The sequence below is a fragment of the Pseudoalteromonas sp. S3776 genome (assembly GCF_005886915.1).
Taxonomy (GTDB): domain Bacteria; phylum Pseudomonadota; class Gammaproteobacteria; order Enterobacterales; family Alteromonadaceae; genus Pseudoalteromonas.
The window spans coordinates 162,937-175,591 of the sequence record NZ_PNCU01000007.1; the positions used below are offsets into that span (position 1 = coordinate 162,937).

16 protein-coding genes are annotated in these 12,655 nt (G+C 40.3%); 8 read left to right on the plus strand and 8 right to left on the minus strand.

Annotated elements, in window-relative coordinates; genetic code table 11:
• The first annotated feature begins 67 nt into the window (after positions 1-67).
• From CWC16_RS04565 to yegD, 4 genes are all read left to right on the plus strand, one after another.
• Positions 68-367, plus strand: a complete 300-nt coding sequence (locus CWC16_RS04565; RefSeq protein ID WP_004587389.1) for a hypothetical protein — start codon at positions 68-70, stop codon at positions 365-367.
• A 53-nt stretch (positions 368-420) separates the two neighbouring features.
• On the plus strand, positions 421-1,077 hold the full coding sequence (locus CWC16_RS04570) for an HAD family hydrolase (RefSeq protein ID WP_138540681.1): 657 nt from the start codon (positions 421-423) through the stop codon (positions 1,075-1,077).
• Positions 1,078-1,110: 33 nt separating this feature from the next.
• Positions 1,111-1,953, plus strand: coding sequence for a DNA ligase (locus CWC16_RS04575; RefSeq protein ID WP_138540682.1), 843 nt, complete (start codon positions 1,111-1,113; stop codon positions 1,951-1,953).
• A gap of 61 nt (positions 1,954-2,014) precedes the next feature.
• A complete protein-coding gene (gene yegD / locus CWC16_RS04580) occupies positions 2,015-3,379 on the plus strand; it encodes a molecular chaperone (protein ID WP_138540683.1) in 1,365 nt (454 codons plus the stop codon).
• An 11-nt stretch (positions 3,380-3,390) separates the two neighbouring features.
• Here the strand turns inward: yegD and CWC16_RS04585 are convergent, their stop codons facing one another.
• The 3 genes from CWC16_RS04585 to CWC16_RS04595 are packed head-to-tail and all read right to left on the minus strand — an operon-like array spanning position 3,391 to position 5,732.
• On the minus strand, positions 3,391-3,855 hold the full coding sequence (locus CWC16_RS04585; RefSeq protein ID WP_055014093.1) for a methylglyoxal synthase: 465 nt from the start codon (positions 3,853-3,855) through the stop codon (positions 3,391-3,393).
• 42 nt (positions 3,856-3,897) lie between these two features.
• Complete coding sequence (locus CWC16_RS04590) at positions 3,898-4,542, minus strand: LysE family translocator (RefSeq protein ID WP_138540684.1); 645 nt, start codon at positions 4,540-4,542, stop codon at positions 3,898-3,900.
• Positions 4,542-5,732, minus strand: a complete 1,191-nt coding sequence (locus CWC16_RS04595) for a multidrug effflux MFS transporter (protein WP_138540685.1) — start codon at positions 5,730-5,732, stop codon at positions 4,542-4,544. The genes CWC16_RS04590 and CWC16_RS04595 overlap by 1 nt, the downstream gene beginning before the upstream one ends.
• A 183-nt stretch (positions 5,733-5,915) precedes the next feature.
• Here CWC16_RS04595 and CWC16_RS04600 point away from each other — a divergent pair, with 183 nt between their 5' ends.
• A complete protein-coding gene (locus CWC16_RS04600) occupies positions 5,916-6,389 on the plus strand; it encodes a hotdog fold domain-containing protein (RefSeq protein WP_138540686.1) in 474 nt (157 codons plus the stop codon).
• A gap of 273 nt (positions 6,390-6,662) precedes the next feature.
• Here the strand turns inward: CWC16_RS04600 and CWC16_RS04605 are convergent, their stop codons facing one another.
• The 3 genes from CWC16_RS04605 to CWC16_RS04615 all read right to left on the minus strand — a co-directional run bounded on the left by CWC16_RS04605 (position 6,663) and on the right by CWC16_RS04615 (position 8,758).
• Positions 6,663-7,154: a bactofilin family protein gene (locus tag CWC16_RS04605; RefSeq protein WP_055014089.1), complete on the minus strand. Its 492-nt coding sequence runs from the start codon at positions 7,152-7,154 to the stop codon at positions 6,663-6,665.
• The gene (locus tag CWC16_RS04610; RefSeq protein ID WP_138540687.1) at positions 7,144-8,307 is read right to left on the minus strand and encodes a M23 family metallopeptidase; all 1,164 of its coding nucleotides are present in this window, start codon (positions 8,305-8,307) and stop codon (positions 7,144-7,146) included. The genes CWC16_RS04605 and CWC16_RS04610 overlap by 11 nt, the downstream gene beginning before the upstream one ends.
• Positions 8,308-8,443: 136 nt before the next feature.
• Positions 8,444-8,758 carry a YebG family protein gene (locus tag CWC16_RS04615; RefSeq protein WP_138540688.1) on the minus strand — a complete coding sequence of 105 codons (315 nt, stop codon included), beginning with the start codon at positions 8,756-8,758 and terminating at the stop codon, positions 8,444-8,446.
• Between the two features lie 345 nt (positions 8,759-9,103).
• Here CWC16_RS04615 and CWC16_RS04620 point away from each other — a divergent pair, with 345 nt between their 5' ends.
• Positions 9,104-9,400, plus strand: a complete 297-nt coding sequence (locus tag CWC16_RS04620) for a ComEA family DNA-binding protein (RefSeq protein ID WP_055014086.1) — start codon at positions 9,104-9,106, stop codon at positions 9,398-9,400.
• 13 nt (positions 9,401-9,413) lie between these two features.
• Here CWC16_RS04620 and CWC16_RS04625 read toward each other — a convergent pair whose 3' ends face one another.
• Positions 9,414-9,716, minus strand: coding sequence for a DUF6170 family protein (locus CWC16_RS04625; protein ID WP_138540689.1), 303 nt, complete (start codon positions 9,714-9,716; stop codon positions 9,414-9,416).
• 1 nt (position 9,717) lies between these two features.
• Complete coding sequence (gene dsbB, locus CWC16_RS04630; RefSeq protein WP_138540690.1) at positions 9,718-10,236, minus strand: disulfide bond formation protein DsbB; 519 nt, start codon at positions 10,234-10,236, stop codon at positions 9,718-9,720.
• Positions 10,237-10,868: 632 nt separating this feature from the next.
• On the opposite strand from dsbB, the gene fadR reads away from it, so the two are divergent.
• Both fadR and CWC16_RS04640 read left to right on the plus strand, forming a co-directional pair.
• Positions 10,869-11,582: a fatty acid metabolism transcriptional regulator FadR gene (fadR, locus tag CWC16_RS04635; protein ID WP_055014083.1), complete on the plus strand. Its 714-nt coding sequence runs from the start codon at positions 10,869-10,871 to the stop codon at positions 11,580-11,582.
• 235 nt (positions 11,583-11,817) lie between these two features.
• On the plus strand, positions 11,818-12,423 hold the full coding sequence (locus tag CWC16_RS04640; RefSeq protein ID WP_138540691.1) for a peroxiredoxin: 606 nt from the start codon (positions 11,818-11,820) through the stop codon (positions 12,421-12,423).
• The last annotated feature ends 232 nt before the right edge of the window (positions 12,424-12,655 follow it).

Here is a 12,655-nt window from a genome sequence, read left to right on the forward strand (position 1 = left end):
TGTGCAGGCTTTTATGTTTTTATAAAGCTGGTAAAGTAGCGTTAATTAAATTGAATGAGATAAACAAATGGCTGGATTTTGGAACTACCGTGTAATTTTTTGTGAAGCAACGAAAGACGAAGCAGCGCAATACCAAATACACGAAGTAGAATATAACTTAAATGGTAAAGTAACTAATTGGTCAGAAACAGGCGCAGCGCCTTTTGGTACAACATTAGATGAGCTAGCAGCTGATGCTGATCGTTTAAAAACGGCGCTAGAAAAACCAGTGCTTAAGGTTGTACGCAAAGCCCGAGGCTACGAACTGGTTGATGTTGAAACCGGTGAGGAAGCATTTGCTGAGCCACCTGCTGGCTTAACAGCATAATATTATAAAGGCGCCTAGGCGCCTTTTTTAACGTTAAAATTTAAGGAATGAGGATGAGCTTAAACGCAGTATTGTTTGATATGGACGGCACGCTAGTTGATTCTGAAAGTATGCACTTTGAATGTTGGAGCCAGCTGCTTGCACCCTACAATGTAAGTTATAACGAAGTGGAGTTTTGTCAGCGCTTTTCAGGGCGTCCAACGTTAGAAGCAGCAATTGATATTAAAAATGAGCATAATTTAAACGTCAGCGCACAGTTTTTAGCAGATGAAAAATATCGATTATTTGGTGAATACGTAAAAACTAATTTACCGCCCGTTATGCCTTTTACTGAGCAAACCTTACACGCTGTTAAAAACAGTGGGCTAAAAATGGCGTTAGTTACCGGCAGTGCTCGCAGCGAAGCAATGCCTATTTTAAAAGGGCTAGGTTTTTATAAGTTATTTGATACTATAGTAACAAAAGACGATGTAACAAATCCAAAGCCTGCAGGCGATCCTTACCTTTTAGCGCTTGAGCACATACATGTAGACCCAGAGCATGCAATTGCAGTAGAAGACACCTATACGGGCGTTTGCGCTGCAACTAATGCACAGGTTAATGTTGTTGCCATTGCAAATCATCATACAGTTGACCATGACTTTAGTAAGGCGACGTACAAAATGGCTGACCTAGGTGAGTTTTGGCAGTGGGTCGAATCTCAACTATAGTTAAAGCCTTATTTTATTTGCAGGGATGCAGTAATGGCTCAGCTAAAGTACTTACTTTTAATTGTTATTTTAATAGGTTCATCGCTTACGTTTGCGGCGCAGCCTCAGGTGTTATTGGCAAAAGTATATGATGAATCTAAACATGGTGATATTAGCGAATATCTCGTTAGTGAAAAATTTGATGGTGTAAGAGCAATATGGACGGGTGATAAGTTTATTACCCGCAGAGGAAATGCGATTAATGCCCCGAGTTGGTTTACGGCGCCTTTACCCGATGTTTGGTTAGATGGAGAGTTGTGGATAGCACGGGCTCAATTTTCTTTGGTCAGTGGGGTTGTAAGAACTAAACGCCCCAGTAATTCAGATTGGCAGGCTATACGCTTTCAAATATTTGATATGCCAGATGCAACCCTTCCTTTTAGTACGCGTTATAAAAACTACCAAGCCTTGGTAAAACAAATCAATAAGCAGCATATAACTGCAGTTAAGCAACACCGCTTTACTAGCACAGCCCAACTAACAGAGTACTTTGAAAATTTAACTAAGCAAGGGGCTGAAGGGGTGATGCTGCATTTAGCCAATGCTAAATATAAAAGCGGGCGCAGTAATACATTATTAAAATTAAAGCCCTACCTAGATGCTGAAGCAGTTGTTATTGCACATTTACCCGGTAAAGGAAAATACACCGGTATGTTAGGTGCATTAAAAGTAAAAACGCCCCACGGGCAAATATTTAAAATAGGCACGGGCTTTAGTAACAAACAGCGCCAAGCACCGCCGGCTATAGGCAGCACGGTAACGTATAGGTACCATGGGTTAACAAAGCATGGCTTACCACGTTTTGCGAGCTTTTTAAGGGTGAGGGAGGGTCACTAGCGTTTATAATTTTGGTAAAGTATGCTAAATTGCGCGGCCTTTTTCTAATGTATGGTGAAGTATGTTTGTAGGTTTTGATTACGGTAGTTCTAATTGTGCCATGGGAGTTATGGAGCAAAAGGAAGTACAGTTAGTGCCACTTGAGCAAGGAAAACATTATTTACCTTCTACTCTTTATACGCACCATAGCGCATTAGTTGTCGACTTTGTGGCAAAGCATGTAAAAGGCACAGCACACGAGCATGACTTTTTAACGCAGCGCCAAGCTTTATTAAATACACTCCCGCGTATAAAGTCAGATCTTGATTTACAACCTACAGACGAAACGCTTTTTATTGGCCGTGAAGCTATTAGTGAATATGTGCAGTTTCCTGAAGAAGGCTATTTTGTTAAATCTCCTAAATCATTTTTTGGTGCCACAGGATTAAAGCAAGGGCAAATTAATTTTTTTGAAGACATTGCAACCGCAATGATTTTAAAAATAAAGCAACGCGCCGAGCTTTCGCTTGATAAAGCACTTACCCAAACAGTTATTGGGCGTCCTGTTAACTTTCAGGCCGTTGGCGGTGAGCAATCAAACCAGCAAGCGCTTGGTATTTTAGAGCGAGCTGCAAAACGCGCAGGCTTTAAAGATGTTGAGTTTTTATATGAGCCGCTTGCAGCCGGAGTTGATTACGAAAGTGGTTTGACTGAAGATCAAAAAGTATTAGTTATAGATATTGGCGGTGGTACCAGCGACTGCTCGTTTGTACAAATGGGGCCAAGCTTTAAAGGTAAAAGTGAACGCGATAATGACTTTTTAGCGCACAGCGGTAAACGTGTTGGCGGAAATGACTTAGATATAGCCCTTAGTTTTCATGGCTTAATGCCTTTGCTTGGTTTGGGCAGTACCTTTAAATCGGGCTTACCTTTACCAAACCAACCCTTTTGGCAAGCCTGTAAAATTAACGATGTAAATTTACAAAGCCAGTTTTACAGTGAAAGCCACTACAGAGAACTCACCGCACAATTACGCGATGTAAGTGCGCCTGCGCTTTACAAACGCTTAATACAATTACAGCAAAATAAGCAAGGTCATCAACTAGTTCAACAAGGTGAGGCGGCTAAAATAGCACTTTCAACTGTAAGTACATTTGATTGCAACCTACATTTTTTAGATAGTGATCTTAATAAAAACCTATCGGTTAGTGATTTAGCGGTTGCAGTAGAAAGCAGTATTAGTCAAATAGTTACGCTTGCCAAACAAGCAATTACCGATGCAGCCACCACCCCAGATGTTATTTATTTAACGGGCGGAAGTGCGCAGTCACCGCTTATTAAAGCGGCGTTAAGTGAGCATTTAGGTGATATAAAAATGGTGAACGGAGATCACTTTGGTAGTGTTACAGCTGGCCTAACAAAATGGGCCAGCATGCTTTATAAGTAACCTAAAAAACTTTAAAGATTGATTTGTCGGGTTGCGAGATACTTTTCGTAATCCGGCAAAGTACGTTCCAGCTCTGTATCCATAAGTGGTGAGCTCAAAAGCATATCGGCACTGACTTCATTACAGGCCACGGGAATATTCCAAACAGCGGCTAAACGAAGAAGTGCCTTCACGTCCGGATCATGTGGCTGCGAGGCCAACGGGTCCCAGAAAAACACCAATACATGAATTTCATGCTCGGCAATTTTTGCGCCTAACTGCTGATCGCCTCCCATCGGGCCACTTAATAATTGAACCACTTCAAGCCCTGTTGTTTTTTCAATCAAATGCCCTGTAGTGCCTGTGCCATAAAGCGTGTGTTTGCTAAGCGTATTTTTGTGTTTTTCACACCATAGTTTTAGCGCGGCTTTTTTTCCATCATGAGCAACTAAGGCAATATTTTTATTGGCTGGTAACGACTGTTTTTTTTGTTCCATGCTGCATCTTATTATTTGTGAATAAATACTACTTATTTGTAACTAGTATAATAAATTTATGGCAAGCGCAATGAACACTATACCGGTGACTCTATCAATCCACAGCTGACTGTGTGGATTACTTCTAAAAAACTGGGCGATTTTATCGCCAAAATAAATATACGTGCAGTCAATCGGAAAAGCAAAAATAGGGTAGAGCAAACCAAAAAAAGCCAGCTGAAAAGTTGCTGATGATAAAGTTGGATCTACAAATTGTGGAATAAACGCAATAAAAAACAACGCCACTTTAGGGTTTAGCACCTCGGTCATCATGGCTTGAAACATTACATTTGATTTTTTACTCGTACTAATGTGCGGTTTGTCTTCGCTTATACTGTCCTCTGAAGTGTCGGGGCGCTTTAATGTGCCCTTGATCATCATGAGCCCTAAGTAACATAAATAGGCGGCCCCTGCATATTGCACTGCACTATAAGCGGTAGGCGAGGCTTTTAGCACTGCGCTTAAACCAATCACGGCCAAAAAGGTATGTACCACACCACCTAAAGCAAACCCAAAAGCACTTTGTATCCCGGCTGCTCTACCATTGGCAAAGGTTTGTGCCATTAAAAATGCGTTTGATGGCCCAGGGGCCACCGCCATTAAAAAGCTTGCGAGTAAAAATGATGCTAAAAAATCTGGGTTTATCATTAATTAGCCGGGTGCAGTGAGTGGGCTTTTTTACTCATTAAAATTAGCCAAAGTGGCGTCAGTAATAATAAGTGAAATGCAATTAGCCAAGGTGTGCTAAGGCCTAAATATTGCGTCAAAAATACAAGTAAGCTAGCGCCACTCATTTGCATTGCTCCAATTAATGCTGAGGCAGTACCCGCTTGCTTGGGGAAGCGCGATAATGCCATACCAGCTGCAGAGCCTAAGCTCAAAGCAAAACCAAGTGCGGCTATTAAAATAGGCAGCATAAGCGCAATGGCCGACTCGATATGGCTAAGCGCAATCATTAATATACCTGAGCCTACTAACACAGTAACACCTACACGCAGGGCTTTTTGACTATTGCGCTTAATGTAAATGGGGGTAGTAAAGCTGGCTACGATGCTTAAAATTGCATTGAGCGTAAACCAAAAAGTAAAGTCGGTCACTGTGCCACCTAGGTGTGTAATAATCCACCCCGGTGCTAAGGTAACAAACACAAGGATTGCGGACATCGCAACCATACACAGCAAGCTATTAAATAAAAATATGGGTGTGGTTATTATTGGTACAAAGCGACGTAGGTCTAAAATGTGCCCTTGATAGTGACTATCTGCAGGGCGAGTTTCTCGAAATAGAGTGAGCGTAATAACCAACCCCGTTAAGGCAAATAAAGTTAAAAACATAAAGTTCATACGCCAGCCAAATTGCACGGTAAGCCAAGCACCTAAAATAGGTGCAAGCGCAGGAATAAAGCACACAATTCCATTTAAATAGGTGATCATTTGCCCACTACGTTCGCTGCCATATTTATCACGTACGATAGCAAAGGCAACAACAAACGTAGCACATGCACCTAAGCCTTGTAGAGCGCGTGCACACATTAATACAGCAAAAGAGGGCGCCATATAGGCGAGTAAAGCTGAGCCTGCATATAAACTAACACCAACAACCGCTACTGGTTTTCGGCCAAACTTATCGGCAAGTGGCCCCGCAATTAATTGCCCTAAACCCACAGTAAGCATAAAAATAGCTACCGTTTGCTGAACTTGTTGTTCAGTCACATTAAATTGCTTGGCAATAGTTGGAAAAGCGGGCAGATAGATATCAATAGCCATAGGGCAAAAGATTACGAGTAACGCTAAGATGAGTAATAAAATTAAGTTGGGTTTAGCGGGCTGTGTTTGCATTAGGTCTCCTTTTGCTGGCTATTTTAGGGGTCCGCTTATAAAAAAGAAAGGACTTATGAGTGAGCCACACTTCATTGTGATAAATATTTCATGACATAAGGATTAACAGCACGATGAATTGCACTTTTTTTAACTGGTCTGATGTGTTAGTTTGAATTTATAAACACAAGATAGGAAATAACAATGAGTAATAAATCTGCCCTTTTAAAAACGTGGCATAAATTTAAACGCTTACCTTTTGGCAATTGGTTGTTTAGTAAAGCAGTTTGTATTAAAGCCCCTTATTTTGGCTCAATGAAACCGTATGTGCTCGATTTAAGAGAAGGGCACTGCAGTGCTGTGGTAAAAAATCGCCGAAGCGTACATAACCATATTGGGACTATTCATGCTATTGCACAATGTAACTTAGCGGAGCTGTGCGCTGGTGTAATGGTAGATGCGACCGTGCCATATAAAACGCATCGCTGGATCCCTAAAGGAATGACGGTGCAATATTTAGCTAAAGTTGATACCGATGTAACGGCTATTGCAGAAATTGACTTGCCACGCCAATGGGTAGATAAAGAGGATTTAGTGGTGCCGGTCAAGCTTTTTAATACCCGCAATGAACTGGTGTTCACTGCCGATATTACAATGTACATAACCGAAAAAAAGTAATGAGTGCTTAGGGCGTGTTGTTCTTTGCGGATTGAAATTTGTTCAATCTAGGGGCGTTCAAATCGCGGCGCGAGGTTTGTAACCTAGTGGGCTAAGTAAAAACCGAGCAACAAAGAGTTTATCGCCCCTAGGCAGAACCCAAAGGGCAGTGCATGTTTGGCATTTATGCTGCGTTATCGCCTATTTGAGGGGAATAACCACACTTCATAGGCTCTGCCTTGCCTAAAAACCAAACATACTGCTGCAAATTCAAACGCCAAAGGTCAACACGCCCTAATTAGATTTAGCTTTATCAGCGGCTTGTTTATTTACAAACGATAAGTCGCTGTCAGCCCCATCAAGCAAAGTTTTTACTTCTTTTGCGGGCTTTAACTCTTCGCTAATAAGTTCCGGTTCTTCTTTTTCAAAGCGTTGTTTTAAGCTACCTTCAATAATGGCTCCTGCGTCAATACTGAGGGTGTCGTGAAAAACATCGCCATGCACGTGAGCACTGCTTTGAATATTCACTTCACTGGCGTTAAGAGAGCCAATAATTTTGCCCTTTACAACGACGCTTTTAGCCTCAACCACACCTTCAACAATGCCGGTAGAGCCAATTACCAAGTGCTCTGCTTTTATATCGCCATCAATGCGGCCATCTAACTGTACTTCGCCTTGGCTGGTAAGTGTGCCAGTTAAGCGCACATCTTCAGAAATAATAGAAGGGGTGTGATTTACTCTTTTTAAAGTAGCCTGGCTACTTGATTGCTTTTTTTTACCGAACACGAGAAAGCGCCTTTGTTATTTTTAGAGGATTGACATGTTTGCCATCGAGTAACACTTCATAGTGTAAGTGGGTGCTGGTACTTCTGCCAGTGCTACCCATTAATCCAATTACCTCATTTTTAGCGATTGTTTGGCCTTTTTTCACTTTAATCTTATTTAAGTGGCCAAAACGGGTTATCAAGCCATTTTTATGCTCTAGCTCGATAAAGTTACCATAGCCGCCGTTTCTGCCAGCGCGAAGCACAACAGCATCGGCAGGGGCAAAAATTTCGGTTTTGTGCCAGCCGGCTAAATCAACACCTTTGTGAAAAGCTCGGCGGTTGTTCATTGGATCTTTTCGAAGACCAAAGTTGCTCGAAATATAGTATTTAGCCGCAGGTAAGGGCAGAGAGTTAGGCAGCTCGGTTAAAAAGTTTTCAAGGTTGTTGAGTAATAATAGCTTATCAACAATGGCTAAAAACGGCTTTGGTATTTTAGTTTCATCAAATACATCTAACGGCCCACCTTGTGCGCTGTTTTGGGAGGCCAGCGCTAAATGTTGTTCAAGAGCGGATTCTAACCCAGCCCCTTTTAACATCGCTAAAATCGCATCATGGCGCTTATTTATTTGTGCATCGATACGCGCAAAATTATGCTCATAGTGTTTATTTAAGCGCTCATATCGTGCAGCAAAAGTTATTGGCGTTAATAGGTTTGCGTGTTTGTTTTTTTGTTCTTCATCAACAAGCGGCTCATGAAACTCGCCTTTGTCTTCATTTATAGGCGATTCAAGTTGCTCTTCTAGTTTTATAGTATCTTTGCTTATAGATGCGGGGAGAGATTCAATCATACCTTGTAAAAGCGCTTGCTTTTGCTCAAGGACGGCAAGTTGCTCTAACTGCTTAGCGTGCAGCGCCTTTTGTTCACGAACCTGTTTTTGCCAAACTTGTTGCTTATCAATTTGGCTTTGTTCAATGTGTGTTATTTTATTTGTTTGGCTATAAACACGAAAACTAGAAATACCCACCCAAATAATAGTGCCTAAAATAAGTAGTACTGTAAAAAGCTGAAACCAAGGCGCCAAAACAACATGCTTAACTTCGCCATTTTGACGAATAAGTAACTGACGGGCTGGAAAAATTTTTTGGTAGAAAGACTTAATAAATACTGACATGACACATAAATACTCGCTATTAACCGGATTAATGTATCAATTTCAGTTTAAAAAGCCAGAAAAAATTTGTAACTGTTCAAAAATTAATAAAAAAGGGCTGCTATTAATAGCAGCCCTTTTTATAATTTGTCGCAAATTAGCTAGCTTGTTGCTCATCATCATTTTTTATTGATGCTACGTTGTCGGCTTTTTTAGCTTTAGCTGAGCCTTTTGTTGAGGGCTCTTTTGCACCTTTTAGCACTGCCATAAAGTCATCTTTACTCTTTGCAATTTCAAGCGCGAGCGATTCTACTTGTTGCTCGCTTAAAGGCACATCTACTTTTTCCAGCATTACTTCAAGCGATTCTGCTATATCGAGCATTTTGTCATAGGCATCCGCTTCTTTTTTAGTAGTAAACGTCATTCGCTCAACTCCGTTTCGTTCTACAACATATTTAACAACAACAGCCATGATCTCTCCTGCTTGATTGCGTGGTAATGTGGTTACTGACTTGTAGGTCACTGTTTTTATATACAGTAAATGTTTGCGAAATAAATTGCAAGTATTCACGACATTTTAGATTGTCATAAATTTGACAAAAAAGCGTAACTTTACTTTATTTAGATAATCACTTTGTTGTACCAGCTGCATTTTAGGTTTTCGGATTTGGGTGATTATGCACTGGAAATAATATAAGTGATGCAAGTCGATCCTTATTTTAGATTATTTCCTCTAATAAAAATTAAGCCCATGCTTAAAGCCAAATTAGCCGTCTAACCATAACGCTTTGGCATAAACAAAAATAAGGAATAACAAATGAAAAATCTTTTAACGCTACTTATTATTAGCTTTTTAGGTTTTAGCGCGCTCACCTACGCTAACCCTGTGGTTGATAAGCCTATGGCTGAAATGCAACAGCCCCCAGTGATTAACATTAATAGTGCCGATTCAGAAATGCTATCAACGCTTCCCGGTATTGGTAAGAAAAAAGCGCAGGCTATTGTTGATTACAGAGCCGAAAATGGTGAGTTTACTGAGCTAAGTGATTTAGCTAACGTAAAAGGAATAGGCAAAAAGTTGGTAGCTAAATTAGAAGGAAAAGTATCTCTATAGATTAGGCAGGGCGCTAAGCGCCCTGTGAATATTGCTCAAGTGCTTTTGTTAAATACTTTTTAGCAAAGTTTATTTCAATCGGTGTTGTTAAAAGTGGGTAACACAGTCCACCTAAAATTAAGAAGGGGATGAGTTCCCATCCTTTAAAAACAGTAAATAATAAAAATAATGGGCTGAGCAATAGCAGCTTTACTATTCTCAATAACACTCTATCGGTTGCGGGGAGCATACTTAGCGCAATCGCAACAACGGCTTGCCGCTGTCTCACTTTAAGGTGCTTTAATTCAGGCAGCTGACTGGTAAAAAATGTAAACATATTAAATAGACTTTTTAGTAAGTAAGCGAGTGATAACAAGTACAAAAAGCGTGATAGTAAATAACGCAAAAAGAATTTCCATCCACGCTGGCATACTTAATCCTGCAAATTGCCAATCAATATTTCCGCAATCCCCAGTGGCTTGAAAAAAACTAGGGATCCATTCATGCAGTGGCATAAAAGCTGGGAAGTTAGGCTCAAATTCACAGCTAAATGCAAAGGGATCGGTGGTTGTTTGCATTTCTATGTGTTCCCGCGCAATAAAGTAGCCCCATACGCTTGATATACCCCACACTAAATAAGCAATAGTACGTACTAGTTTACTCTGCGGTTTAGTTGCGCCAATAATACCCGCCCCTAATAACCCTAATACCGCAGTTCGCTGGTAAATACACATAATGCATGGTGCAAGGCCCATTTGATATTGAAAAAACAGTGCGGTGACTTCTAATAAAAATACAATGCCTGTAAATAGTAGCCATGGAGTGCGTTTAGTAGGGAGGTTTGCTAGCCAGTTCATAAAAAATCCGCATTGAATTAAGACGTTGAATTATGTACTAGGATAAAGTAACGAGCAACAAAAAGGGTAAAAAAGCTACCGAAGGGGCATTTTTTAAGATGAAATTAATAAGAGGTTATTGCCATTCTATTTAGATAAAGGTTATTTTGCTAAATAAAACATTAAATAAAAGTAAAAGGCTTATTTAAACGTTACAGTTTACATGCTCTGTTGTATGCATGCTTGAATGTACTTGCATACAAGGTGTTGCGCACTTGAGCTTTTGTAGTAACGTAATGGTGAAGTAATACAGTAATAGTATTACATAGATGCAAGTGATGAGAGTAACGCAGCAGTTATAGTGCCCACTAAGTTACAAACCTCCCGGCGCGATTTAATCCCCCCTAGATTGAACAAATTCAATTCAAAAAGATCAACACGCTTTAATGTACCTACTATGAATAGGGTAAATTTATATAGCAAATTTGGCCAAATTTAAGCATGTTGAATTTTACTATTTATTATTACGAAATTTTCAGCTGATGGTTGACACTTATATCAACGAGTTTACTTGTTAGTTATATTTCATCTGGTACAATCTGTCAGTTATTCGTATAAAACGATGTGTTGTGATTAATTCGAGTGGGAATTGAATGAGAATTTTTAAAGCTAAAAGCCCAGCAGGATTTGCTGAAGAGTATATAGTTGAATCTATCTGGAACGGCGATTTCCCTCCAGGTTCAATTCTACCTGCAGAGCGTGAGCTTTCTGAGTTAATTGGTGTAACCAGAACAACCTTACGTGAAGTACTGCAACGCTTAGCCCGTGACGGTTGGTTAACGATTCAGCACGGTAAGCCTACAAGAGTAAATAACTTTTGGGAAACATCAGGGCTGAATATACTTGAGACTCTAGCGCGTTTAGATGAAGACAAAATGCCTGAGCTAACAGATCAGTTACTATCTGCACGCACCAATATTAGTGCCATTTATACTCGTGCTGCTATTAAATATAACCCTGAGCGTGTTATTGAAATTTTATCTAAAAGCGATGAGCTCGAAGACACAGCACAAGCTTTTGCTGATTACGATTATAAAGTTCACCACGAATTAGCTGTTGCGGGTAATAACCGCATTTACGTACTTATACTTAACGGTTTTAGAGGGTTTTACTTTAAAATTGGTTGTCATTATTTTTCAGATGCAGGCACTCGCCAGTTAGCACGCCAATTTTATAAAGACCTAACCGTGTTGGCTGAAAAACGTGAGCACGATGGTGCGATTTCGATGATGCGTAAGTTTGGCCATCAAACGGGTGAAATTTGGCAAAATATTAAGGGCGATATGCCTTCCGATATCATGGATTAAATACTTTTTAAAACCTGCAAATGCAGGTTTTTTTATAGCCGTAATAAAGTTTTAATATCTGTTCGGTATTTTCGATTGTATACATCGCTAAATACGATTGTTCTTTTTTCCTTATTAAATTTAAAATGCCATGTAATTATGTGTTGGCGCTATTGTTTTTTTATTTTTAGCGCCCATATAAGTATCAGCATTGCGTATGCAATCGACAACAAACTCAAAATATTTGGAGAATAAAATGGGTGTATTAGTAGGCCGCCAGGCACCAGACTTTACCGCTGCAGCTGTTCTAGGTAATGGTGAAATTGTAGATAGCTATAACCTTCATGAAACAATTAAAGGTAAAAAAGCAGTAATCTTCTTTTACCCACTAGATTTCACGTTTGTATGTCCTTCAGAACTTATCGCATTTGATAAGCGTTATGAAGAATTCCAAAAGCGTGGCGTAGAAGTAATTGGTGTTTCTATCGATTCACAGTTCTCACACAACGCATGGCGTAACACTGCTGTAGCAGACGGCGGTATTGGTAAAGTTAAATACGCACTAGTTGCAGACGTTAAGCACGAAATTTGTAAAGCGTACGACGTTGAGCACCCAGAAGCGGGCGTTGCATTTCGTGGCTCTTTCCTAATCGATGAAGAAGGTAACGTACGTCACCAAGTAGTGAACGACTTACCACTTGGCCGTAACATCGACGAAATGATTCGTATGGTTGACGCACTAGCATTCCACAGCGAAAACGGCGAAGTATGCCCAGCTGGTTGGGAAGAAGGTAAAAAAGGTATGGACGCAAGCCCTGAAGGTGTTGCTAAATTCCTATCTGAAAACGAAGGCGAGCTATAATCTAGCCCTACGTTTTTAATAAAAAACCGCCAACTGGCGGTTTTTTTGTTTTTAGCATAGCCCATTTAATAATGGGCTATATTAGGGCGTGTTGACCTTTGCGGATTGAAATTTGTTCAATCTAGGGGCGATTAAATCGCGGCGCGAGGTTTGTAACCTAGTGGGCTAAGTAAAAACCGAGCAACAAAGAGTTTATCGCCCCTAGGCAGAACCCGCAGGGCAGCGCATGTTT